The sequence below is a fragment of the Mycobacterium sp. 3-98 genome, assembly GCF_035918355.1.
Lineage (GTDB): Bacteria > Actinomycetota > Actinomycetes > Mycobacteriales > Mycobacteriaceae > Mycobacterium > Mycobacterium intracellulare.
On record NZ_CP142360.1, the window covers coordinates 1,918,368 to 1,940,134 of the forward strand.

Consider the following 21,767-nt stretch of genomic DNA (forward strand, 5'->3'; position numbering starts at 1 on the left):
CCGCCAACTATCGGGGCGAACATCACGTTCGACTGGCCCGGCCTCAGTTGATGGGGGCGTTCACCAGGCGCAGGTCGTCGACGATGCCGCGGGCCGCGATCAGCCCCTCGCCGGTTTGCCAGATCTCGTCGTTGACGACATAGACCCGGTTGTCGCGGTTGGCCGACAGCTTGCGCCACGGGCCGCTGTCGAGCACCGTGGCGGCACGGTCGGCGGCGGCCGGGGTGGCGCACGACAGGTACACCACGTCGGCGTCGGCGATGGACAGGTCGGGGTCCTTGGCGAGGTCGGCGTCGGTGGCGCCGATCTCGACGTAGGGCTTGTCGGTGAACCGCTGCGTCGCCGGCCGGTCGACGCCGACCGAGCCGAGCACGCTGGCCGGGAAGTTGTTGGCGCCGTAGACCCGGATCGCCTCGGTGGTCAGTCGCACGATCGACGCCTGAAAGTGGGAGGCGTCGTGGCGCGCGCCTACGTCGGTCGCCCGTTTCGCGAACCCGCCGAGCAACCCGTCCATCGCGGTGCCGCGCGCGGTGGCGGCGCCGACGGCGCGCAGGTTGTCCTCCCACCCCGCGCCCGGCGCGCCGGTGAACACCGTCGGGGCGATCGCCGCCAGCTGCGGATACAGGGTGGGCGTCAACCCCTGGGAGCCCAGGATGAGATCGGGGTGGGCCGCCTCGATCGCCTTCACGTCCGGGTGGGAGCGCGTGCCGGCGCCGGGCACACCGTGCACCGCGCCACCGAGATAGGCGGGCTGGGTCGGCGAGCCGTCCGGCAGCGCGGCGGCGACCACCCGCGATTGCAGGCCCAACGCGCACAACGCGTCGAGCTGATCGCCGGAGAGCACCACGATGCGCTGCGGGTCGGCGGGCACCTGCACCACGTCCGGCTCGACGCCGGCGGCGTTGTGGACGCGCCGCTTCGCGGCCCCCGCGTCGGCCTCGGCGGCCTCGCGGGCGCACGAATCGTCGGGCCGGCGGTCGTTTCCGAGCACCCCGGCCCCCGCGATTTGCGTGGTGGGGGTGACCAGCGAACGGGCCGGGGGCGTGGCGGCGGGCCGGTGGGATCCGCAGCCGCCGCATGCCAGCACGACCGCGGACGCCACGGCGGCGGCGACGGCGAACCCGGGGGCCAGCCGGGGGGGTCTGATCACGCCGAACGACACGCGTCAGACGCTAACATCGCCGACCCCCATGGCGATCGCGAGCGCGGCGGAGCCGGGCGAAGCGGGTCGCCACCATCGACCCCTCCCGGCGCCACGACGAAGGACGCGGCGCCCCGCAGACCCGTTTACGACAGTTTGTAGGACCAGCCCTGACGTCGCCATCATCGACGGCTAAGATTCGACTCAATAGTGATGTTGGGCCAGTGTCCGATCCGGATGTTTGGAGAAGCTGTTGACAGCCGAAGCGCCCCCCTTGGGAGAACTCGAGGCCGTTCGTCCGTACCCGGACCGCATGGGCCCCAAAGGGAACCTCGTCTACAAACTGATCACGACCACCGATCACAAGCTGATCGGCGTGATGTACACCGTCACCTGCTTCGCCTTCTTCTTCATAGGCGGGCTGATGGCGTTGCTGATGCGCACCGAGTTGGCCGCTCCCGGGCTGCAGTTCCTGTCCAACGAGCAGTTCAACCAGCTGTTCACCATGCACGGCACGATCATGCTGCTGCTCTACGCCACCCCGGTGGTGTTCGGTTTCGCCAACCTGGTGCTGCCGCTGCAGATCGGGGCGCCCGACGTGGCGTTCCCGCGGCTGAACGCCTTCTCGTACTGGCTGTTCTTGTTCGGCGGGCTGATCGCCGCGTCCGGCTTCATCGTCCCGGGTGGGGCCGCCGACTTCGGCTGGACCGCCTACACACCGCTGTCTGACGCCGTCCACTCGCCCGGCGCTGGGGGAGACCTGTGGATCACCGGGCTGATCCTCGCCGGTCTGGGGACCATCCTCGGGGCGGTCAACATGATCACCACCGTGGTGTGCATGCGCGCGCCCGGGATGACGATGTTCCGGATGCCGATCTTCACCTGGAACATCCTGGTGACTTCGATCCTGATCCTGATCGCGTTCCCGATCCTGACCGCCGCGCTGTTCGGACTGGCCGCCGACCGCCATCTGGGCGCCCACATCTACGACGCGTCCAACGGCGGAGTCCTGTTGTGGCAGCACCTGTTCTGGTTCTTCGGCCACCCCGAGGTCTACATCATCGCGCTGCCGTTCTTCGGCATCGTCACCGAGATCATCCCGGTGTTCTCGCGCAAGCCGGTCTTCGGCTACACCACGCTGGTGTACGCGACGCTGTCGATCGCGGCCCTGTCGGTCGCGGTGTGGGCGCACCACATGTTCGCCACCGGAGCCGTTCTGCTGCCGTTCTTCTCGTTCATGACGTACCTGATCGCGGTGCCCACCGGGATCAAGTTCTTCAACTGGATCGGCACAATGTGGAAGGGGCAGTTGACCTTTGAGACACCGATGCTGTTCTCGGTCGGCTTCCTGCTCACCTTCCTGCTCGGTGGCCTGACCGGCGTGATGCTGGCCAGCCCGCCGCTCGACTTTCACGTCACCGACAGCTACTTCGTCGTCGCCCACTTCCACTACGTGCTGTTCGGCACCATCGTGTTCGCGACGTATGCGGGCATCTACTTCTGGTTCCCGAAGATGACCGGCCGCCTGCTCGACGAGCGGCTGGGCAAGCTGCACTTCTGGTTGACGTTCATCGGGTTCCACACCACCTTCCTGGTGCAGCACTGGCTGGGCGACCTCGGCATGCCGCGGCGCTACGCCGACTACCTGCCCAGCGACGGCTTCCAGCCCTACAACATCGCGTCGACCGTGGGCGCCTTCATCCTGGGCGCGTCGATGTTCCCGTTCGTCTGGAACGTCTTCAAGAGCTGGCGCTACGGCGAGGTCGTCACGGTCGACGACCCGTGGGGCTACGGCAACTCCCTGGAGTGGGCGACCAGCTGCCCGCCGCCGCGGCACAACTTCACCGAGCTGCCCCGAATCCGTTCGGAGCGGCCGGCATTCGAGTTGCACTACCCGCACATGGTGGAACGGCTGCGCGCCGAGGCGCATGTGGGCCGGGCGCACGGGCCCGCGGACAAGGACGTCACCAGGCTGGACGACGTCCAGGTTCGCAGCTGATGGCCTGACGGGCGGCTGTCGCGAGTGAACTCACCACCCAAGGTGTCGGTGCTGATCACCGTCACCGGCGTGGACCAACCGGGTGTGACCGCGACCCTTTTCGAGGCGTTGTCGCGGCACGGGGTCGAGCTGCTCAACGTCGAACAGGTGGTGATCCGGCACCGGCTGACGCTCGGCGTGCTGGTGCGCTGCCCGGCGGCCGTCGCCGACGGCGACGAGCTTCGCCACGACGTCGAGTCGGCCATCCGCAAGGTGGGCCTGGACGTCAGCATCGAGCGCAGCGACGACGTGCCGATCATCCGGGAACCCTCGACGCACACCATCTTCGTCCTGGGCCGGCCCATCACCGCCGGCGCGTTCGGCGCGGTAGCCCGCGAGGTGGCCGCGCTGGGCGTCAACATCGACCTGATCCGCGGGGTCTCCGACTATCCGGTGACGGGGCTGGAGTTGCGTGTCTCGGTGCCGCCCGGGACCGACGGCCGGCTGCGGACCGCCCTGAACCGGGTGTCCAGCGAGGAGCACGTCGACGTCGCGGTCGAGGACTACACGCTGGAGCGGCGGGCCAAGCGGCTCATCGTGTTCGACGTGGACTCCACCCTGGTGCAGGGTGAGGTCATCGAGATGCTGGCGGCCAAGGCGGGCGCCGAGGGCAAGGTCGCCGCGATCACCGACGCCGCGATGCGCGGCGAGCTGGACTTCGCGCAGTCGCTCGAGCAGCGGGTCGCGACGCTGGCGGGCCTGCCCGCCACGGTGATCGACGAGGTCGCCGATCAGCTGGAGCTGATGCCGGGCGCGCGGACCACGCTGCGGACCCTGCGGCGGCTGGGTTACGCGTGCGGCGTGGTCTCCGGGGGCTTCCGCCGGATCATCGAGCCGCTGGCCGAGGAGCTGATGCTGGACTACGTCGCGGCCAACGAGCTCGAGATCGTCGACGGCACCCTCACCGGGCGTGTGATCGGCCCCATCGTTGACCGGGCCGGAAAAGCAACGGCGCTAAGGGAATTCGCGCAGCACGCCGGTGTTCCGATGGCGCAGACCGTCGCCGTGGGCGACGGCGCCAACGACATCGACATGCTGGCCGCCGCCGGGCTGGGGATCGCGTTCAACGCCAAGCCCGCGCTGCGCGAGGTCGCCGACGCGTCGCTGAGCCACCCGTATCTGGACACGGTGCTGTTCCTGCTGGGCATCACCCGCGGCGAGATCGAGGCGGCCGACGCGATCGACGGCGAGGTCCGCCGGGTGGAAATCCCGCCCGAGTAGGTTGCTTGTGTCGATCCGATGGGCATACGGCACCATGGTCGGGTGCCCGAAAACGGAAGCGAGGCAGCCGACCCCGATCTGCTGATCGAATTGCGCGAGGTGGCGCTGCAGCGCGGCGGCAACGTCCTGGTCGGGCCGTTGGATTGGGCGGTCGAACTCGACGAGCGCTGGGTCATCGTCGGGCCCAACGGGGCGGGCAAAACCTCGCTGCTGCGGATCGCCGCGGCCGCCGAACATCCCTCGTCCGGCGTGGCTTTCGTGCTCGGTGAGCGGCTGGGCCGGGTCGACGTGACGGAGTTGCGTTCCCGCATCGGCCTCAGTTCCTCGGCGTTGGCGCAGCGCGTCCCCGGCGACGAGGTGGTGCGCGATCTCGTGGTCTCGGCCGGCTACGCGGTCCTGGGCCGCTGGCGCGAGCGCTACGAAGACGTCGACTACCGCCGGGCGATCGACATGCTAGAGAGCCTGGGCGCGGAGCATCTGGCGGACCGCACCTACGGCACGCTGTCGGAGGGCGAGCGCAAGCGGGTGCTGATCGCCCGCGCGCTGATGACCGACCCCGAACTGCTGCTGCTCGACGAACCCGCCGCCGGCCTGGACCTGGGCGGCCGCGAGGAGCTGGTGGCGCGGCTGGCCGACCTGGCCGCCGACCCCGACGCCCCCGCCCTGGTGCTGGTCACGCACCACGTCGAGGAGATCCCGCCCGGGTTCAGTCACTGCATGCTGCTCGCGGAAGGTCGGGTGGTGGCCGCGGGATTGCTCGCCGACGTGCTGACCGCGGAGAATCTGTCCACCGCGTTCGGCCAAGCGATCGCCCTCGACGTCGTCGACGGGCGCTACTTCGCGCGGCGAGTCCGCACCCGCGCAGCCCACCGGAGGCAACTATGACGTCACCCGAGGAAGCCCCGCTGGTCCCCAGGCCGGCGGCGACCGTGATGCTGGTCCGAGACACGGGTCCGGGACTGGGCGTCTTCCTGATGCGGCGGCACGCCAAGATGGAGTTCGCGGCCGGGACGATGGTGTTCCCCGGAGGCGGCGTCGACGACCGCGACCGCAACGCCGACATCGCCTGGGCCGGACCGCCGCCGGAGTGGTGGGCGCAGCGCTTCGGCATCGAACCCGACCTGGCCGAGGCGCTGGTCTGCGCCGCGGCCCGCGAGACGTTCGAGGAATCCGGGGTGCTGTTCGCGGGGCCGGCGGGCCGGGGCCGTTCGGCGCCGGACAGTATCGTTGGCGACGCGTCGGTGTACGGCGACGCCCGCCGGGCGCTGGCCGATGGGACGTTGTCGTTCGCGGATTTCCTGCGGCGGGAGAACCTGGAGCTGCGCTCGGACCTGTTGCGGCCGTGGGCCAACTGGGTCACCCCGGAGGCCGAGCGCACGCGGCGCTACGACACCTATTTCTTCGTGGGCGCCCTGCCGAAGGGGCAGCGCGCCGATGGTTTGAACACCGAATCCGACCGGGCGGGCTGGACGACGCCGGAGGCGGCGATCGAGGACTTCGCGGCCGGACGTAGCTTTTTGCTGCCGCCGACGTGGACGCAGCTGGACTCGCTGGCCGGGCGGACCGTCGCCGAGGTGCTGGCCGTGGAGCGCCAGATCGTGGCGGTGCAGCCGCACCTCGAAATCCAGGGCGACAACTGGGTTTTCGAGTTCTTCGATTCCGACCGCTACCACCAGGCGCGGGAAGCGGGCGGGCTGGGGTGGCGGCATTGAGCGAGTTCGTCAGCGTCGTGGTCAGCGACGGCTCGCAGGACGCCGGCCTGGCCATGCTGCTGCTGTCGCGGCCACCGACGAACGCGATGACCCGCCAGGTCTACCGGGAGGTCATCGCCGCGGCCGAGGAACTGGGGCGCCGGGACGACGTCGCCGTCGTGATCCTGTTCGGCGGCCACGAGATCTTCTCGGCCGGCGATGACATGCCCGAACTGCGGACGCTGCGGGGCGCCGAAGCCGAGACCGCCGCCCGGGTCCGGCAGGAGGCCATCGACGCGGTGGCGGCCATCCCCAAGCCGACCGTGGCCGCGATCACCGGATACGCGCTGGGCGCGGGGCTCACGCTGGCGCTGGCCGCCGATTGGCGCATCAGCGGGGACAACGTGAAGTTCGGCGCGACCGAAATCCTGGCCGGCCTGGTGCCCGGCGGCGACGCGATGGCCCGCCTGACCCGGGCCGCCGGGGTGAGCAAGGCCAAGGAGCTGGTGTTCAGCGGGCGATTCTTCGACGCCGAGGAAGCCCTGGCGCTGGGCCTCATCGACGAGATGGTGGCGCCCGACGACGTCTACGACGCCGCCGCACGATGGGCGCGCCGTTTCCTCGACGGCCCCCGGCACGCGCTGGCCGCCGCCAAGGCCGGGATCAACGACGTGTTCGACCTGGAGCGCGCCGAGCGGCTCGCCGCCGAACGCCGCCGCTACGCGGAGGTGTTTTCCGCTGGTCAGGGCGGTGGCGATCGGGCGGATCCCGGCGGCCGTTAGGCTGCCCTGCATGACGAGTTCGACCGACGCCGTTCCGACGCCCCACGCCACCGCCGAGCAGGTGGAGGCCGCCCGGCACGACAGCAAGCTGGCCCAGGTGCTCTATCACGACTGGGAGGCCGAAACCTACGACGAGAAGTGGTCGATCTCCTATGACCAGCGCTGCATCGACTACGCGCGGGGCCGTTTCGACGCCATCGTGCCCGACGCGGTGCTGCGTGAGTTGCCCTACGACCGGGCCCTCGAATTGGGCTGCGGCACAGGGTTTTTCCTGCTGAATCTGATCCAGTCCGGGGTCGCTCGCCGCGGGTCGGTGACCGACCTGTCGCCGGGCATGGTGAAGGTCGCCACCCGCAACGGGCAGTCCCTGGGCCTGGACATCGACGGCCGGGTGGCCGACGCCGAGGGCATCCCGTATGAGGACAACACCTTCGATTTGGTCGTCGGGCATGCCGTGCTGCACCACATACCCGATGTCGAGCTTTCGCTGCGCGAGGTGATCCGGGTGCTGCGCCCGGGCGGGCGGTTCGTCTTCGCCGGCGAACCGACCAGCGCCGGCGACGTCTACGCCCGCGAGCTGTCCACGCTGACCTGGCGGATCGCCACCAACGTCACCAAGCTGCCGGGCCTGGGCAGCTGGCGGCGCCCGCAGGCCGAGCTCGACGAATCCTCCCGCGCCGCGGCGCTGGAGGCCATCGTCGACCTGCACACCTTCACCCCCGGTGACCTCGAGCGGATGGCCGCCAACGCCGGCGCCGCCGAGGTGCGGACCGTCAGCGAGGAGTTCACCGCCGCGATGTTCGGCTGGCCGGTGCGCACCTTCGAGGCGTCGGTGCCGGCCGGGCGGCTCGGCTGGGGCTGGGCGAAATTCGCGTTCAACGGCTGGAAGGCCCTGAGCTGGGCGGATGCCAATGTGTGGCGGCGCGTGGTGCCGAAGGGCTGGTTCTACAACGTGATGGTGACCGGGGTCAAACCCTCCTGAGCGGTGGGCTGCGGTTCAGCGCCGACGACGTCGGCTACCTGCGGTCGCAAGCCGGCGCCGCGGCGCTGGCGGCCGTCGCCGAACTCGAGCTGACGGACGCCACCCGGGTCGCCGACGTCGCCGCGACCCGCGCCCGCTTCGGTGAGCGGGCGGCGGTGCTGGTGGAGACGGTCCTGTTGCGCCGCCGCGCCGCGGAGAAACTGAGCGGGCTGGGGTGCGCCGTGTCGGACTGGCTGTTCACCGACGAGGCGCTGCAGCAAGCCACCGCCGCGCCGGTGGCGGTGCACCGGGCCGGGCGGCTGGCCGAGGCCGCCCCGGACGCCGTCGTGCACGACGCGACGTGTTCGATCGGCACCGAGCTGGCCGCGCTGCGCGGCCGCGGGATCACGACGGTGGGCAGCGACGTCGACGCCGTGCGGCTGGCCATGGCCCGCCACAACGTGGGGGCGGCGGGGCTCTGCCGCGCCGACGCGCTGCACCCGGTGACCCGCGATGCCGTGCTCGTCGTCGATCCGGCGCGCCGCGCCGAGGGTCGGCGGCGCCTGCGCATCGACGACTATCAGCCCGGCCTGGCCGCGTTGCTGGAGGCGTATCGAGGCCGGGATTTTGTCGTAAAGTGCGCTCCGGGAATCGATTTCGACGAGGTGCGGCGGCTGGGCTTCGACGGAGAGATCGAGGTGACGTCCTATCGCGGCTCGGTTCGGGAAGCCTGCCTGTGGTCGTCGGGATTGGCGCGGCCCGGCGTCACCCGGCGGGCGAGCGTCCTCGACCGCGGCGAACAGGTCACCGACGCCGACCCCGACGACTGCGGCGTGCGCCCAGTCGGGCGGTGGATCGTCGACCCGGACGGCGCCGTGGTCCGGGCCGGGCTGGTGCGCCACTACGGCGCGCGGCACGGGCTGTGGCAGCTCGATCCCGACATCGCCTACCTCTCGGGTGATCGGCTGCCGGCCGGGGTGCGGGGCTTCGAGGTGATCGAGCGGCTGGTCTTCGACGAACGACGGCTGCGGCAGGCGCTCTCGGCGCTGGACTGCGGGTCGCTGGAGGTATTGGTCCGCGGGGTGCGGGTCGACCCCGACGCGCTGCGCAAACGGATGCGGCTGCGGGGCCGCCGGCCGCTGTCGACGGTCATCACCCGGATCGGGTCGGGAACCTCGGGGCGCGCGACGGCGTTCGTTTGCCGGGCGTCCCGGTAGCGCCGGGTACGCTGGCGGCGGTTACTTTTCCGGTCGCACCCCCGCCCTGGCTAGTTTGCGAGGACAATTCCACGATGCGTTATCTGATAGCCGCTGCGCTGCTCGCAACGGCGGTGTTGTTGGGCTGGCCGGCCGCCGCCGAGCCGCCGTCGTGCGCGAGCCTCGGCGGCAGCGTCGAGGCCGGCCAGATGTGCCGCGTGCACGCCACCGGCCCCAACTACATGCTCACCATGACGTTTCCCACCGACTACCCGGATCAACAGGCGCTGACCGACTACATCACCCAAAACCGGGACGGCTTCGTCAACGTCGCGCAGAGTTCCGGGGGGCGCGACCAGCCGTACCAGCTGGAGGCCACCACCGACCAGCACAGCGCCGGTCAGCCGCCGCACAACACCCGCAGCGTGGTGCTCAAGTTCTTCCAGGACGTCGGGGGAACGCGGTCGTCGATCTGGTACAAGGCGTTCAACTACAACCTCGGGACGAAGCAGCCCATCACCTTCGACACCCTGTTCCCGCCGGGGACGACGCCGCTGGACGCCATCTTCCCGATCGTGCAGCGCGACCTGGAACGTCAAACCCCTTTGGGCGCCGCGATTTTGCCGTCGACGGGCCATGATCCGTCGCACTATCAGAATTTCGCCATCACCGACGATCAGCTGATCTTCTACTTCGCCCCGGGCGAGATGCTGCCGGCGTTCGGGGGGCCCGCCCAGGCCCAGGTGCCGCGCAACGCGATCCCGCCGCTGGCAATCTGACCACGGCTCAGACCGGCCCGGCCCGCAATTCCATCGCCACGGCCAGCGCCGCCAGCGCCACCTGGGCGAGGCAACCGATGATCGGGACGAAGAAGGCCCTCCTCCCGCGCACCAGCAGGTACACGGCGACCACGACGTCGGCGACCAAGAGGGCGGCCCCGCCCCAGGTGCCCAGGTTCATGGCCCGGTCGATCCAGGCGGGATCGCCGCACTTCTGATAGCTGCACGGGTCGGTGCTCATCACCAGCAGGCCCAGGACCACAAAGGTCGCCCCGTAGAGGCCGCCATGGATGACCAGCAGGACGAGCGTCGCCACGATGTCGGCGGTGCTTGCGCGCCGGCCCTCCGCCGTGGTGGTCGCGGCGTCCTGCGCTGTGGGGTCGTCGATCGGCACTTAAGGAGTATGTCCCGGTCAGGCCGGCGCGAAACCGTAGACCTGGCCGTCGCTGGTGGCGGCCACCACCCGCCGGTCGGTGCCGACCGCAACCCCGAGCGGATACCCGGTGGCCGCCGGCAGCGGATAGCTGTTCAGCGTGTGGCCGTCACCGGGATCGAAGACCAGCACCGACATCCCGGGGGCGCCGTTGGCGGGCGGTCCGCCGACCACCGTGTAGCCGACCCCGGCGCCCGCGAGGCTCGACGACGACAGGGGGACGGCGTCGTCGCGGCGCCACACCTGGTCGGCGTGATCGCCGGCGTCCTTGAACGCGACGAGCCGCGTGTCGGGCCCGCCACCGGACACGATCAGCCCCTGCGGGGTGATCGCCGGGGGAGTCTGCGCCAGAAATCCCAGCGGCGCCGACCACTTCACCTTCGCGTCCGCTGTGCGCAGCGCCCACAGGCGTTCGTCGCGGCCGTTGACGTAGACGGTCGACCCGTCGGCCGAGAGCACCGGGCTGGCGATGGCGCCGGCGCCCACGGCGTCGCTGGTCCACTCCTTGGTCAGCAGCGGCGTCTGCCCGGGGTGGTACTTCAGGCCCACCAGCACAGCGGCCGGTGCCCCCGGCTGCCAGACGCCGAGCACCGCCATCCCGTTGGCGGCCGAGAAGGCGGGGGCCGCCGCCACCGGGCAGCCCTGGCGCGCCGGCGCGCAGTCGGCGAGCCCGCGCGTCGCATCGGTGGGATCGATGCCGTCCACCAGATCGAGCGGGCTGCTCACCACCTGGCCGCGATGTGAGTCGAAAACCAGCACCTGCCCCAGGTGCGTGGCGACGAGTAACTCGCCGCTACCGAGGAACCGCGGCGTCGTGGGCATGCCGATGACCGGCTGGCGCCAGCGCGTCCACTGCGTCACCGGGAACGACAGGAAGGCGCCGGGCTGGCCGACGTAGAGGTTGTCGAAGCCGTCGAGCAGCGGCCCGCCGAAGCCGCCGCCCTGGAACAACCGCACACACCAGCGCTGGCGTCCGTTGTGGTTGTTCTCCCACTCCATCAGCGAACAACCCGCGGAGGTCTGGGCGTTCAGTGCCAGATAGCCCCGCGCGCTCAGCGCCGGTCCGGCGGCCAGGCTCCCCTTGACCGACCGGGTCCACTGCAACGACAGCTTGGTGGCCCCGCCGGTGGGGGTGTAGCTGCTGTTGGCGGCGTCGGCGTATTGCGCCGGCCAGCCTTGTGCGGCCGATGCGTCCACCCACGAGTCGGTGGTGCCGCAGCCGCCGACCCCGGCCACGAGCGCCGCCGCCAGCAGCGCGGATGAGCAACGCCGAAGCCCACTGACGAGGTGTCGGGCAAGCACGTCGGTTTCCAAGTCCTTCCCCAGGGCGTGCGCAGGTGCGGCGGTCGAGTACACGTGAGGGTATCGCTTGGGCTCTCGACTAGGCTTTCCGGCCATGACGAGCATGTGGGGCGCCCCGGTCCATCGCCGCTGGCGTGGATCGAACCTGCGCGACCCGCGCCAGGCCAGGTTCCTCACGCTGGCCTCGCTGAAGTGGGTGCTGCGCAACCGCGCATATACCCCGTGGTACCTGGTGCGCTACTGGCGGTTACTGAAGTTCAAGCTGGCCAACCCGCACATCATCACCCGCGGCATGGTCTTTCTCGGCAAGGGTGTGGAAATCCATGCCACGCCCGAGCTCGCGCAGCTCGAGATCGGGCGCTGGGTCCACATCGGTGACAAGAACACCATCCGCGCGCACGAGGGTTCGCTGCGGTTCGGCGACAAGGTGGTGCTGGGCCGCGACAACGTCATCAACGCCTACCTCGACATCGAGCTCGGCGATTCGGTCCTGATGGCCGACTGGTGCTACGTCTGCGATTTCGACCACCGCATGGACAACATCGACATGCCCATCAAGGACCAGGGCATCGTCAAGTCCCCGGTGCGGATCGGCCCGGACACCTGGGTGGGGGTCAAGGTGTCGGTGCTGCGGGGCACGTCGGTCGGGCGCGGTTGCGTGCTGGGATCGCATGCGGTGGTGCGCGGGGTGATTCCGGACTACTCGATCGCGGTGGGCGCGCCGGCCAAGGTGGTCAAGAACCGCCAGCTCGCCTGGGAGAGCTCGGCCGCGCAGCGTGCCGAACTCGCCGCCGCCCTGGCCGACATCGAACGGAAAAAGGCCTCCCGCTAGCTGTCCGGTTGCGGCCGGTCGTCGACCTTGAAATGGAAGTTGACGTCGCCCGCGGCGACGTTCGTGACGGTCACCAGCACACCGTATTTCTGGCCGTGGTCGGTGAGCTGACACCGAAGTGTCGCGCCCGCAACGCCTCTCAGATTGTCGGGGCAGGTCACCGAGTCCGGCTTTCTGCCCACCCGCTGGCCGAGCTGGGTGCTGATCGCGGCGGCGACCTGCTCCTTGCCGACCATCTCCACCATGTCGAACTTGACGTCGCCGCCCTCGACGCTGGTGACCGTGACGTTGACGCCGAACGGCCGGTTCTTGACCTTCATTTCGCAGGTCACCTGCGCGCCGAGGGTTGCGGGCAGGTCGTTCGGGCAGTTCACCGACTCGGGCTTGTTGCCCGCGGCGTCGGTCATCTTCGCGGAGATCTGGCCGGCGACCTCGCTCCTGCTCACCGCGTGCGACGAACCGATCGAGCAGGAACAGCCCGCGACGGCGGTGATGAGGCCGGCGGCAGCGCACGAAACCGGCAGCGCACAGATGACGGTCATTGTCGCCTCCCGAATGGCTTGACCCGTGAATCGGCCGATCATGGCATGCCCATCGGCTACGGGTGCACGATTGGGCAAACGAGCGCCGAGATCAGATGCTCTGATAGCGCCGCAGCGCTTCGGCCCGTTCGGCGGCGTGGTCGACGATGGGCTGCGGATAGTTGTCCGGCCGCCGGCCCCTGCGCAGGTGCACGTCATCGGCCGAGCGCAGCTCGGGCACCCAGCGGCGGATGTAATCGCCTGTGGGGTCGAACTTTTCGCCCTGTGTCGTCGGGTTGAACACCCGGAAGTAGGGCGCGGCATCGGTGCCGCAGCCCGCACACCACTGCCAGCCGTGCTGGTTGTTCGCCATGTCCCCGTCCACGAGCTGGTCCAGAAACCATTCGGCGCCCCACTGCCACGGCAGATGAAGGTCCTTGACCAGAAACGACGCGACGCTCATCCGCACCCGGTTGTGCATGAACCCGGTTTCGCGCAGCTGCCGCATCCCGGCGTCGACGAAGGGAAAACCGGTCTCACCGGCCTTCCACGCCGCGAAGCGGCGCTCGGCCTCGGCGCCGGAGTCGGTCGGGATGCCGTCGAAATCTTTGTTCCAGTTGCGCCACGCGCTCGCGGGCCAGTGGTGCAGCACGTCGGCGTAGAAATCGCGGAAAGCCAACTCCCGCAGGTACGCCTGCGCCCCGCCGCCGCGCAGGTCCAGGTCGGCGGCCAGGGTGCGGGGGTGGACGGTGCCGAATTTCAGGTGCGCCGACATCCGGCTGGTGCCGCGCAGGTCGGGCCTGTTGCGGTCGTCGGCGTAGCTTCTCAATCCGTTGTCGAGGAAGGACTTCCACTGGGCGCGCGCCGCGGCCTCGCCGGCGGCGACATCGAGCGAGACACCGGGGTCGGGGATTTCGCAGTGCTCGACTTGCAGGCGCGCCGGATCGAGCCAGCGCGCGGAGGCGGCGCCCGATGTGGCCGGGGCCCGCCAGCCGACTTTGTGCCACTGCCGCAGAAACGGTGTGAACACCTGGTACGGGGAGCCGTCCGGCTTGGTGACGCGTCCGGGCGAGACGAGGTACGGCGAGCCGGTCGCCACCAGCGGGACCGCGCCCAGTGCGGCGCGCACCCGTTCGTCGCGGCGCGTGCCGAACGGCGCGAAGTCCTCGGAGATGTGCACCGACGTCGCGCCGATCTCCTTGGCGATGTGGGGAATCTGGGTGTCGGGCCGCCCGCGGGTGACGAGCAGCCGCCCGTCGAGGTCCGCGCGCAGCCGCCGCAGCGAGTCACCCAGGAACTGCAGCCGGCGCTGTCCCGACGAGCTTTCCAGCCGCGGATCGAGCACAAAGCAGGCGAGCACCTCGTGGGCCTCGGCCGCGGCGAGCAGCGCCGGATGGTCACGCAGCCGCAGATCGCGGCGAAACCACAACAGGGCGGGCATGATTCGGCCCCCTAACGGTTGAGCCGCCAGATGTGGGTGGACAGGACGGTCGCGAAGCCGCACCACATGGGGTAGGGCAGTAGCGCCGGCCCGCCCCGCGGGCCGGCTTGCGCGGTGCGCCTCACCAGGTCGGCGCTGCTGGCCGTCAGCGCCGCGGCACCGACCGCGGCCGCACCGAGCTTGTGGTACCGAAAGAAGAGCCAACTCCACCCGGCGTTGAGGAGCAGATTGACCACCAGGGCAGCGGCGTAGCTGCGCGCCTGGTCATGGCGCCCGGTGGCGCGAAACCGGTCGATGGCCACCGCCGACGTGACCGCGATGTCCGCGTAGAGCGTGGTCCACGCGACGGGGAAGGCGGCGCGCGGCGGCTGGTACGCGGGCTTGCGAAGCCGCGCGTACCACGGCGAGGCGGCGTTGGCGCTGGCGACGCTGCCGGCGCCGGCGGCCGCGGCGACGCCCAGGGCCGTCGCACCTAAGATCGATTTGTTCACGGCGTGCTCCGTTCGCGTTGGGCCCGATCCGCTTGTTGTTCAACGGGTTCGGCATTGGCGGGGCTGGTGGGCCACCAGATTCGGTCGCCGATGAGGGCGAACAACGCCGGGATGACCAGGGTGCGCACCACGAAGGTGTCGAGCAGGATGCCCAGGCCGACGATGATCCCCAACTGCGTCAGGACGATCAACGGCAGCACCCCGAGCACGCAGAACACGGCGGCCAAAACGATTCCCGCGCTGGTGATTACGCCTCCGGTCGCCGACACCGCGCGCACCATCCCGTCGCGCGCGCCGTGCCGTGCGGCCTCTTCGCGGGCGCGGGTGACCAGAAAGATGGTGTAGTCCACGCCGAGGGCGGCCAAGAACAGGAAGGCGAACAGCGGGGTGGTGTTGTCCAGTGCCGGAAAACCGAAGATATGGATGCTCGCCCAGCCGCCCATGCCCAACGCGGCCAGGGCACCCAGAATCGTCGCGGCCAGCAGGGTCGGCGGCGCGAGGGCGGATCGCAGCAACGCATACAGGACGACCAGGATGACGGCCAGGATCGCCGGGATCAGCAGCACGCGGTCATGCGCGGCCGCGTCCCGGACGTCGAGGGCCTGCGCGTCGGCGCCGCCCACCAGCGCGCCGGGGTCGGCGGCCCGGGTCGAATCCCGCAGTGCGGCAACGATGCCGAACGCCCGGTCGGACGACGGCGGTGCGTCGATCACCACCGACCACTTCGTCAGCCCCGTTTCCGCGCGGCCGGACTCGGTCACCGAGACGACGCCGGGCGTGGCCCCGATCGCCTGCCGCACGGGCGACGCGTGGGCGGTGGGCGCGACAACCAGTGTCGGGTTGGCCAGGCCGGCCGGGAAGTGTTCGGCCACCACGGCGTAACCGGACACCGAATCCGCGCGCACGCGGAACTGCTCGGTCTGCGACAGCCCGATCCGGGTCCCCCACAAGCCCGTGCCCAGGGCGGCCAGCACCGCGATCGCGACCACCGCAAGCAGCGCGGGACGACGGGCGACCGATTCCGCGATGCGCCGCCAGGCACCGGAATCCCGGTCGTCGGCGTGCGGGATGAACGGCCAGAACAATCGGCGGCCGCACACGGCCAGCATCGGCGGCAGGATGACCAGCACCGACACCGCGGCGACCACGAGGCCGCACGCCGCCAGCGCGCCCAGACTGCGTGTGCTCGGAGTGGCCGCGAACAGCAGCGTGAGCAGCGCCAGCACCACGGTGGCATTGCTGGCAACGATGGCCGGCCCCGCCCGGCGCACGGCGTGCCGCAGCGCGACGCGGTGCCCGGAATGGCGCCGTAGCTCTTGGCGATACCGGGAGATCAACAACAGCGCGTAATTGGTGCCCGCCCCGAACACCAGCACGCTGGTGATGCCCGAGGTGGCGCCGTCGAAGCTCAGCCCGGTCAGCGACGCCACCGCCGTACCGACCGCGGCGGCGACCCGGTCGGCGAATCCGACGACGAGCAAGGGGACCAGCCACAGCACCGGGGACCGGTACGTGGCGATCAGCAGCAGCGCCACCACCGACGTCGTCACGGCGAGCAAGGTGATGTTGGCGTTGGTGAAGGCGCTGGCGATGTCGGCGCCGAACGCCGGCCCGCCCGTGACGTGCACCTGCAGATCCGTGGGCAGGCCGCTCGCCGCGGCCGTGCGCAGCGCCGTGACCGTGCGGTCGAGGTCAAGCCCCGACAGGCCGCCGCTGATCGGCACGATGCCCAGGACGGCCTTCCCGTCGGTCGACGGCAGCGCGGGCGCCGCGCCATCCCCGCCGGGCGGCGCGGCGGCCTGGGCCCGATCGCGGGCCGCGCGTGCGGCCGAAACGTCCGAGGGGCTGAGCACCGCGCCGTCGGTCCGGCTGACCACGACAATCACCGGGGCGCGGTCGCCGCCGGTGAACTGCCGCGACAGCGCGTCCACCTCGGCCGACGCGGAGTCGTCGGGCAGCGATTTCGGTGACTGGCCCGCCGCCGCGTTCTCGCCGATGAGAACCATGAAACCGACCCCCAGCAGGGCCGCGACCAGCGCGAGCAGCCACGAACGTCGACCCGTCACAGCGGTGGCCAAGGGCTCCCATACCACGAACACAACCCTTTCAGTTAGTTAAACATTAATCAACTGAAACGACGCAGCGCCACGAAGTCGGCATGGCGCTGCGCGAAAGGGGGCACTATGAACATTATGGACGCGATGCGGAGACATTGATGGACGCGAGGCTTGCCGGCGATGACCGCTGACCGTGGCGCGATGAAGAATCGCAAGCGGCGGCACATCGACGTGTGCCTGAGCGAGCCGGTCGGTTATGCCGGGGTCAGCACCGGCCTGGACCGGTATCACCTGCCCTACAACGCGCTCACGCAGACCAGCCTGGGCGACATCGACCTGTCCACCACGTTTTTCGGTGCCAACCTGCGCTCTCCGATCCTCATCGGCGCGATGACCGGGGGCGCAGAGTTGTCCGGGACGATCAACCGCAATCTGGCGGCCGCCGCCCAACAGCTCGGCGTCGGCATGATGCTCGGCTCGCAGCGCATCATGCTCGACAGCGCGCTGGGGGAGCGCGCCGCGGACAGCTTCACGGTTCGCGACGTCGCCCCAGATGCGTTGCTGTTCGGCAACATTGGGCTATCCCAGCTGGCGAAGGCGGCCGTGCCGGACCTGGCCAAGGCCCTCGATCGGGTGGGCGCCGACGCGCTTGCCGTGCATACCAATCCGTTGCAGGAAGCGATGCAACACAACGGCGACACCGACTTCTCCGGCTCGGTGGACCGGCTGCGCGAAGCGGCCGACGCCCTCGGCTACCCCGTGTTGCTCAAGGAGGTCGGCCACGGGATCGGCGGCGCCGCGGTGGCCGAACTCCTTGGGGCCGACGGCACGCTTCCGGTTGCCGGAATCGACGTGGCGGGCGCCGGCGGCACGTCGTGGTCGCGGGTCGAACAGTTCGTGCGTTACGGCGAACTGCGCCATCCGGAGTTGGCCGACTGGGGAATCCCCACCGCGCGTGCGGTCGTGGAGGTGCGCGAGGCGCTGCCGGAGATCCCGCTGGTGGCGTCCGGTGGCATTCGAACCGGGATGGACGCGGCCAAGGCGATCGCCCTGGGGGCCGACGTCGTGGCGGTGGCCCGGCCGCTGCTGCCGGCCGCGATCGAATCCACTGCGGCGGTGGTGGATTGGCTGCAGCCGTTCATCGATGAGCTTCGGGTTTGCCTGCACGGCTGCGGTGCGGCAAACCTCGCGGCGCTGCGCGACGTCGACCTCGTCCGCGTTACGTAGCTTCGCGCGACGTGGCTGTCATCCTCGCGTACGGCTCGCCGGCACTCGGACATCTGCTGCCGGTCGGCGCCCTGCTGGCCGAACTCGCCCGGCGGGGTCACGACGTTCATGTGCGCACCATGGCGGGCGGCGTCTCGACGATGCGCTCGGTTGGCGTGCACGCCGCGCCCGTCGATCCGCGAATCGAGGCGATTGCCGGGAAGGACTGGCGGGCGCGAAACGCCTTGGAGGTCTTGACCTCGTCGGTCGACGTGCTGTGCCGGCGAGCGGTGTTCGAGGTCGACGACCTGCGTCGGGCCGTGGCCGAGGTTCGGCCGGATGCGGTCATCGTGGACGCGAATTGTTGGGGCGCCTTGTCGGCCGCAGACGCCGGGGAGATTCCGTGGTCGCTGTTTTCGCCGTTCACCCCGTACCTGCGCTCCCGGGGCGTGCCGCCGTTCGGTCCCGGGCTGCGGCCCCTGCCGGGCGTCGTCGGTGACCTGCGGGACGCCACGGTACGCCCGATCGTGAGGTACCTGTTCGACCGGCCAATGCTGCCGCGCGTCAACGCAATTCGCGTGCAGCTGGCGGTGCCACCGGTAACGTCGGTGGACGGCTTCATGCGCCGCGCGCCGCTGCTGCTGGCCGTCGGAGGCGAGCCTTTCGAGTATCGGCATCCGGGATGGCCCGATGTGTTGCACCACATCGGCGCGTGCGTATTCGAGCCGACCGAAACCGTGACAGCGGGTTGGATCGATGACCTCGACCGGCCCGTCGTGCTGGTGAACACGTCGTCGTTGCGGCAGGCCGACGAACCGCTGGGGCGAATCGCCTTGCACGCGCTGGCCGATGAGGACGTGCACGTCGTGGCGACGTTTCCGGCGGGCATACCCACCGATTTGCCGCGCCCCGACAACGCGACGGTATGCCGTTTCGTGCCGCACACCGCCGTCCTGGAGAAGGCCGCCTGCGCGATCACGCATGGCGGAATGGGGACCACACTGAAGGCTCTCGACCGGGGTGTACCGGTCTGCGTCGTTCCCTTCGCCCGCGATCAGGCCGAAGTCGCCCGGCGGGTGGAGGTCGCTCACTGCGGCACCCGGCTGAGGGCGAAAAAACTCACACCGGCGCGGCTGAGAGCGAAGGTGCGTCAGGCAATGACGATGGCGGACGGTGCGCGACGGGTGGCCGCCGGGTTCGCGGCCACCGGAGGTGTGGCCCGCGGAGCGGATCTCATCGAGCAGCGGCTGTTGGGATGCACCGTCGAGCGCCCGGTGCACTAACCGGCCCGGTGCGTCTCAGCGCACGGCGCCGCCGCGGCCTTTCGCCGGGGTGCGCTTCCCCTCGGGGGTGGCGGGCCGTTTGGGAGCCGGTGCGGTGAGCGTGGATTCGAAGGCGGACATCGCCTCGATCATCGCCGTGAAAACCCGATGAGCGGCCGCCAAGTCGCGGTCGGGAAGCTCGGCGAGGGCGGTATGCAGTTCGGCGCCCAACGGCGTGAAAAATGAGCGCGCCAGCGCCATTCCAGGTTTCTCGTAGCGCAGCAGCGTCTTGCGGCGGTCCTGCGGGTCCGGTTCGCGCCGGAGGTGCCCTGCGTCGATCATGCGGTCCACGAGATAGGTGATGGCGGCGGGCGATACGTCCATGCGCCTCCGCAATTGCGCCGCCGTCAAAGGCGTTCCGGCAGTCTCGGCGACCATGATGTGCAGCAGGGCGTGGAAGTCGGTGCCGCTGACCTCGTTTTGCCGCGCGAAGTGCCGGCCGATGCGGTCGGACTGCGCCGTGATCGCGCGCATGTCCGCCGACATCAACTTCTCGAGTTCGGCTCGGTCCATTCGCCGGTCAGCGGCGCCGCGCTTGGTCACTTACCCGCATCCTCTTGCAAGATAGGCCGACCAGCGTTTCGGGACCGCTGCGCGCGGCCCCCGGTCCGGTCGGTGGCCATCAGCCTACGGCACCCCTACCGGATCACCGTGGCTTAGCCGGTGGGTCGAGGCGGTGTCACGACTTCGCGGGGTCGTGACCCCAGTTCATCAACGAGTAGCGCCAGGGGCTCTCGTCGATGTTGCCCTGTGGACGTTGCGCCAGATGGCGCTTGGCGTACCCGACAACCTTGCGCATGTGCGCGTAGTCGGCCTCGGTGAGGTCTTTTCGCTTCGCCGTGAGTATCTCGACGATGCGGCGCCCGCTGGCATGACCGGTCGACTCGCTCTCGCCCTGCTTTTGTCCCACGGCGTTCGACTCTTCTGTGGCGAGCCACTTTTCCAGCTCACCGGCGGTCATGTTCACCGCGTCGTGGAAGCGGGCCCAGGTGGTGTCCTTGTCCTCTGTCATCGGATGACCCTCGACACGAATCAGTCCGCGCGGCGCAGCGCGTCCGGCTTGTGCACCGCATCCGCGCCCGTCTTGTCGCTGCGCACCTTGTACTGCGGCTGGTCCGCGGAGGCGCGCACCGTGCGCCCGGCGGCCTCGGTATCCGAGGTGATCTCGCCCTCGACGGTACCGCGGACCGTCGTGCCGTGGCTTTGCCACTCGACCGCGTCGCCCTTGTCGAATTCTCTGTTGCTCATAGGTTTTCACCATTCGTCGATTCGTCGTTGGGCGACGCGGTGTGGGCGGGGTGACCCGCGGTGCGCCGCTCCTCTTTCATCGCCATCTCGTAGCGGTGGCGCTGTCCGCCGGCGAGTCGCATTCGCACCAGCTGTTCGATCTCCTTGAAGCAGCGGTAGTAGCCGTCGTCGTAGTCTTCGACCACCTGAAAGCTCCAGCGCCCCGGGAGGACGTTGCGCCCGATCAGCTCGCGGCTGATGTGTTGGGCCAGACCGGCGTGCCCGAGTTCGTGCAACCGCGACACCGCCTCGTCGAGTTGGAGGTCGGCATGGCCGGTGAGTTGGTGGAAGGAGTACAGGTGTCCCCGGGCGCGCTCGATGGTTTCCAGCGCCTCGGTGACTTTTCCCACCGCCTGCGTGGCGCCCTCGCCGGTGTTGTCGAAGCTCATGGTGTTCCTTCCCCGTATTCCGCTATGGCATTCCCGCTGAGCAGGGCGCCGAATCGCGGAGACGTTTCATGTATTCAATAGTCAAATGCTTGTGGCTACAGACCGCGGCGTCCTGCGGTTTGAACAGGTGCTCCTCGGGTATGTGATGGCCGATGACCGTGCACGAGACGTCGCAACGCCTGCGGGGCGCCCAGCGCAAAGTGCTGCGCCTGCAACGGCGTGTGTGGCTTGCCGAACTGGCCCCTGGCCGGCCGCGATCGTGTTCGCGGCGCTGGTGCTGGGCACCGTATGGCTGCTGTGGCGGCGCTCAGCCGTTCACGCCGACGGGCCGCCTCCGGGGATGAAGGATCCGCCGCGCCAGGACGCACCATGAGACGCCGGCCGCGCTGAACGCCAACGCCTGTGCGGCACCAATGCGCCCGGTCGGCACGAAATGACCTGCGACATAACGCTCGATGAAGCCCGCGGTCGGCAGCGGATTCATCCCCGCGCTGCGGCGGGCCCACGATTCCAGGATGGTCAACGGGCAGGGGAGCCTGAGCGTGACGACGGCGATACCCCAACCCACCGCCGGCACGTGCAGCGCCATGGTGCGCGGCCAGCGCAATGCGAGAAAGCCGCCGCTGGGCACGTAGAGCAGGTACGCAAGGTGCGCGCCGACGGTCACTGCGACCGCG

Annotated in this window: 23 protein-coding genes; 11 read left to right on the forward strand and 12 right to left on the reverse strand. The window is 69.9% G+C overall.

Annotation, left to right across the window (positions count from 1 at the left end):
* Positions 1-43: 43 nt before the first annotated feature.
* Positions 44-1,162: an iron-siderophore ABC transporter substrate-binding protein gene (locus tag QGN30_RS09425; RefSeq protein WP_136245881.1), complete on the reverse strand. Its 1,119-nt coding sequence runs from the start codon at positions 1,160-1,162 to the stop codon at positions 44-46.
* Between the two features lie 232 nt (positions 1,163-1,394).
* Here QGN30_RS09425 and ctaD point away from each other — a divergent pair, with 232 nt between their 5' ends.
* The 8 genes from ctaD (at position 1,395) to QGN30_RS09465 (ending at position 9,809) form a co-directional block, all read left to right on the forward strand.
* Positions 1,395-3,140, forward strand: a complete 1,746-nt coding sequence (ctaD, locus tag QGN30_RS09430) for an aa3-type cytochrome oxidase subunit I (RefSeq protein ID WP_008259158.1) — start codon at positions 1,395-1,397, stop codon at positions 3,138-3,140.
* Positions 3,141-3,164: 24 nt separating this feature from the next.
* Positions 3,165-4,400 (forward strand): phosphoserine phosphatase SerB, encoded by a 1,236-nt coding sequence (serB, locus tag QGN30_RS09435; protein ID WP_038537105.1) that lies wholly within the window; start codon positions 3,165-3,167, stop codon positions 4,398-4,400.
* Positions 4,401-4,424: 24 nt separating this feature from the next.
* Entirely contained in the window at positions 4,425-5,285 is an 861-nt protein-coding gene (locus QGN30_RS09440; protein ID WP_095763605.1) for an ABC transporter ATP-binding protein, read from the forward strand.
* Positions 5,282-6,112, forward strand: coding sequence for an NUDIX hydrolase (locus QGN30_RS09445; protein ID WP_038537100.1), 831 nt, complete (start codon positions 5,282-5,284; stop codon positions 6,110-6,112). The genes QGN30_RS09440 and QGN30_RS09445 overlap by 4 nt, the downstream gene beginning before the upstream one ends.
* The gene (locus QGN30_RS09450) at positions 6,109-6,873 is read left to right on the forward strand and encodes an enoyl-CoA hydratase (RefSeq protein ID WP_051019792.1); all 765 of its coding nucleotides are present in this window, start codon (positions 6,109-6,111) and stop codon (positions 6,871-6,873) included. The genes QGN30_RS09445 and QGN30_RS09450 overlap by 4 nt, the downstream gene beginning before the upstream one ends.
* A 10-nt stretch (positions 6,874-6,883) precedes the next feature.
* Entirely contained in the window at positions 6,884-7,855 is a 972-nt protein-coding gene (locus QGN30_RS09455) for a class I SAM-dependent methyltransferase (protein ID WP_248923177.1), read from the forward strand.
* Positions 7,813-9,051, forward strand: a complete 1,239-nt coding sequence (locus QGN30_RS09460; protein WP_179960106.1) for a THUMP-like domain-containing protein — start codon at positions 7,813-7,815, stop codon at positions 9,049-9,051. Before QGN30_RS09455 ends, QGN30_RS09460 begins: the two co-directional genes overlap by 43 nt.
* Positions 9,052-9,125: 74 nt before the next feature.
* Positions 9,126-9,809 carry an esterase gene (locus tag QGN30_RS09465; RefSeq protein ID WP_014380768.1) on the forward strand — a complete coding sequence of 228 codons (684 nt, stop codon included), beginning with the start codon at positions 9,126-9,128 and terminating at the stop codon, positions 9,807-9,809.
* Positions 9,810-9,816: 7 nt separating this feature from the next.
* Here QGN30_RS09465 and QGN30_RS09470 read toward each other — a convergent pair whose 3' ends face one another.
* A complete protein-coding gene (locus QGN30_RS09470; protein WP_014380767.1) occupies positions 9,817-10,203 on the reverse strand; it encodes a DUF6264 family protein in 387 nt (128 codons plus the stop codon).
* Positions 10,204-10,221: 18 nt separating this feature from the next.
* The gene (locus QGN30_RS09475) at positions 10,222-11,556 is read right to left on the reverse strand and encodes an outer membrane protein assembly factor BamB family protein (protein WP_008259132.1); all 1,335 of its coding nucleotides are present in this window, start codon (positions 11,554-11,556) and stop codon (positions 10,222-10,224) included.
* A gap of 82 nt (positions 11,557-11,638) precedes the next feature.
* Between QGN30_RS09475 and QGN30_RS09480 the strand changes: the two genes are divergently transcribed.
* Entirely contained in the window at positions 11,639-12,376 is a 738-nt protein-coding gene (locus QGN30_RS09480) for an acyltransferase (RefSeq protein ID WP_008259129.1), read from the forward strand.
* Here the strand turns inward: QGN30_RS09480 and QGN30_RS09485 are convergent.
* The 4 genes from QGN30_RS09485 to QGN30_RS09500 form a co-directional block, all read right to left on the reverse strand.
* Positions 12,373-12,918 carry a DUF4333 domain-containing protein gene (locus tag QGN30_RS09485; protein ID WP_014383023.1) on the reverse strand — a complete coding sequence of 182 codons (546 nt, stop codon included), beginning with the start codon at positions 12,916-12,918 and terminating at the stop codon, positions 12,373-12,375. The genes QGN30_RS09480 and QGN30_RS09485 overlap by 4 nt on opposite strands.
* A 91-nt stretch (positions 12,919-13,009) precedes the next feature.
* A complete protein-coding gene (locus QGN30_RS09490) occupies positions 13,010-14,338 on the reverse strand; it encodes a cryptochrome/photolyase family protein (RefSeq protein ID WP_008259125.1) in 1,329 nt (442 codons plus the stop codon).
* Between the two features lie 11 nt (positions 14,339-14,349).
* Positions 14,350-14,829 carry a TspO/MBR family protein gene (locus QGN30_RS09495; protein WP_008259124.1) on the reverse strand — a complete coding sequence of 160 codons (480 nt, stop codon included), beginning with the start codon at positions 14,827-14,829 and terminating at the stop codon, positions 14,350-14,352.
* A complete protein-coding gene (locus QGN30_RS09500; RefSeq protein ID WP_248923176.1) occupies positions 14,826-16,922 on the reverse strand; it encodes an MMPL family transporter in 2,097 nt (698 codons plus the stop codon). The genes QGN30_RS09495 and QGN30_RS09500 overlap by 4 nt, the downstream gene beginning before the upstream one ends.
* A gap of 144 nt (positions 16,923-17,066) precedes the next feature.
* Here QGN30_RS09500 and fni point away from each other — a divergent pair, with 144 nt between their 5' ends.
* Both fni and QGN30_RS09510 read left to right on the forward strand, forming a co-directional pair.
* Positions 17,067-18,113, forward strand: a complete 1,047-nt coding sequence (fni, locus tag QGN30_RS09505; RefSeq protein ID WP_008259122.1) for a type 2 isopentenyl-diphosphate Delta-isomerase — start codon at positions 17,067-17,069, stop codon at positions 18,111-18,113.
* A gap of 11 nt (positions 18,114-18,124) precedes the next feature.
* Positions 18,125-19,375 carry a glycosyltransferase gene (locus QGN30_RS09510; RefSeq protein WP_008259121.1) on the forward strand — a complete coding sequence of 417 codons (1,251 nt, stop codon included), beginning with the start codon at positions 18,125-18,127 and terminating at the stop codon, positions 19,373-19,375.
* 15 nt (positions 19,376-19,390) lie between these two features.
* Here QGN30_RS09510 and QGN30_RS09515 read toward each other — a convergent pair whose 3' ends face one another.
* From QGN30_RS09515 to QGN30_RS09535, 5 genes are all read right to left on the reverse strand, one after another.
* Positions 19,391-19,957: a MarR family winged helix-turn-helix transcriptional regulator gene (locus QGN30_RS09515; RefSeq protein ID WP_008259120.1), complete on the reverse strand. Its 567-nt coding sequence runs from the start codon at positions 19,955-19,957 to the stop codon at positions 19,391-19,393.
* A gap of 136 nt (positions 19,958-20,093) precedes the next feature.
* Entirely contained in the window at positions 20,094-20,426 is a 333-nt protein-coding gene (locus QGN30_RS09520; protein ID WP_009955826.1) for a DUF3140 domain-containing protein, read from the reverse strand.
* A 20-nt stretch (positions 20,427-20,446) separates the two neighbouring features.
* Complete coding sequence (locus QGN30_RS09525; protein WP_008259118.1) at positions 20,447-20,662, reverse strand: DUF2945 domain-containing protein; 216 nt, start codon at positions 20,660-20,662, stop codon at positions 20,447-20,449.
* Positions 20,659-21,090, reverse strand: a complete 432-nt coding sequence (locus tag QGN30_RS09530; protein ID WP_008259117.1) for a hypothetical protein — start codon at positions 21,088-21,090, stop codon at positions 20,659-20,661. The genes QGN30_RS09525 and QGN30_RS09530 overlap by 4 nt, the downstream gene beginning before the upstream one ends.
* Before the next feature lie 307 nt (positions 21,091-21,397).
* Positions 21,398-21,757, reverse strand: coding sequence for a DUF2784 domain-containing protein (locus tag QGN30_RS09535; protein WP_008259115.1), 360 nt, complete (start codon positions 21,755-21,757; stop codon positions 21,398-21,400).
* Between the last annotated feature and the right edge of the window lie 10 nt (positions 21,758-21,767).

Bases quoted from the DNA above. Each gene is read 5' to 3' on its own strand.
- QGN30_RS09455 (WP_248923177.1), top strand. From the start codon at position 6,884: ATGACGAGTTCGACCGACGCCGTTCCGACGCCCCACGCCACCGCCGAG.
- QGN30_RS09480 (WP_008259129.1), top strand. From the start codon at position 11,639: ATGACGAGCATGTGGGGCGCCCCGGTCCATCGCCGCTGGCGTGGATCG.
- fni (WP_008259122.1), top strand. From the start codon at position 17,067: ATGACCGCTGACCGTGGCGCGATGAAGAATCGCAAGCGGCGGCACATC.
- QGN30_RS09465 (WP_014380768.1), top strand. From the start codon at position 9,126: ATGCGTTATCTGATAGCCGCTGCGCTGCTCGCAACGGCGGTGTTGTTG.
- QGN30_RS09490 (WP_008259125.1), bottom strand. From the start codon at position 14,338: ATGCCCGCCCTGTTGTGGTTTCGCCGCGATCTGCGGCTGCGTGACCAT.
- QGN30_RS09530 (WP_008259117.1), bottom strand. From the start codon at position 21,090: ATGAGCTTCGACAACACCGGCGAGGGCGCCACGCAGGCGGTGGGAAAA.
- QGN30_RS09445 (WP_038537100.1), top strand. From the start codon at position 5,282: ATGACGTCACCCGAGGAAGCCCCGCTGGTCCCCAGGCCGGCGGCGACC.
- QGN30_RS09525 (WP_008259118.1), bottom strand. From the start codon at position 20,662: ATGAGCAACAGAGAATTCGACAAGGGCGACGCGGTCGAGTGGCAAAGC.
- QGN30_RS09485 (WP_014383023.1), bottom strand. From the start codon at position 12,918: ATGACCGTCATCTGTGCGCTGCCGGTTTCGTGCGCTGCCGCCGGCCTC.
- QGN30_RS09520 (WP_009955826.1), bottom strand. From the start codon at position 20,426: ATGACAGAGGACAAGGACACCACCTGGGCCCGCTTCCACGACGCGGTG.